This window comes from Asticcacaulis sp. YBE204, from assembly GCF_000495855.1.
In the GTDB taxonomy this organism is placed as follows: Bacteria; Pseudomonadota; Alphaproteobacteria; order Caulobacterales; family Caulobacteraceae; genus Asticcacaulis.
Window position 1 is genome coordinate 1 of record NZ_AWGF01000027.1, and the last position, 1,198, is coordinate 1,198.

General features: G+C 53.3%; 1 rRNA gene. It reads right to left on the reverse strand.

The features are described from left to right. A 23S ribosomal RNA gene (locus AEYBE204_RS39135) occupies nt 1-1,198 on the reverse strand; the annotation flags it as partial.

Genomic DNA, 1,198 nt, shown 5'->3' on the forward strand with positions numbered 1-1,198 from the left:
CCCAGGGAAGACTCATCTTGAGGCAAGTTTCGCGCTTAGATGCTTTCAGCGCTTATCTTTTCCGCACTTAGCTACCGGGCAATGCCATTGGCATGACAACCCGAACACCAGTGGTGCGTTCACTCCGGTCCTCTCGTACTAGGAGCAACCCCTCTCAATCTTCCAACGCCCACGGCAGATAGGGACCGAACTGTCTCACGACGTTCTAAACCCAGCTCGCGTACCACTTTAAATGGCGAACAGCCATACCCTTGGGACCTACTTCAGCCCCAGGATGTGATGAGCCGACATCGAGGTGCCAAACACCGCCGTCGATATGAACTCTTGGGCGGTATCAGCCTGTTATCCCCGGAGTACCTTTTATCCGTTGAGCGATGGCCCTTCCATTCAGAACCACCGGATCACTAAGACCTACTTTCGTACCTGCTCGAGCCGTCACTCTCGCAGTCAAGCTAGCTTATGCCTTTGCACTAACCTCACGATGTCCGACCGTGATTAGCTAACCTTCGTGCTCCTCCGTTACTCTTTGGGAGGAGACCGCCCCAGTCAAACTACCCACCAGACACTGTCCTCACCCCAGATTATGGGGCCGAGTTAGAACATCAAACATTAAAGGGTGGTATTTCAAGGATGGCTCCACGCAGACTGGCGTCCACGCTTCAAAGCCTCCCACCTATCCTACACATCAAGGCTCAATGTTCAGTGTCAAGCTATAGTAAAGGTTCACGGGGTCTTTCCGTCTTGCCGCGGGTACACTGCATCTTCACAGCGAGTTCAATTTCACTGAGTCTCGGGTGGAGACAGCCTGGCCATCATTACGCCATTCGTGCAGGTCGGAACTTACCCGACAAGGAATTTCGCTACCTTAGGACCGTTATAGTTACGGCCGCCGTTTACTGGGGCTTCGATCAAGAGCTTCGCCTTGCGGCTGACCCCATCAATTAACCTTCCAGCACCGGGCAGGCGTCACACCGTATACGTCCACTTTCGTGTTTGCACAGTGCTGTGTTTTTATTAAACAGTTGCAGCCAGCTGGTATCTTCGACTGGCTTCAGCTCCATCCGCGAGGGACTTCACCTACATGCCAGCGTGCCTTCTCCCGAAGTTACGGCACCATTTTGCCTAGTTCCTTCACCCGAGTTCTCTCAAGCGCCTTGGTATTCTCTACCTGACCACCTGTGTCGGTTTGGGGTACGAT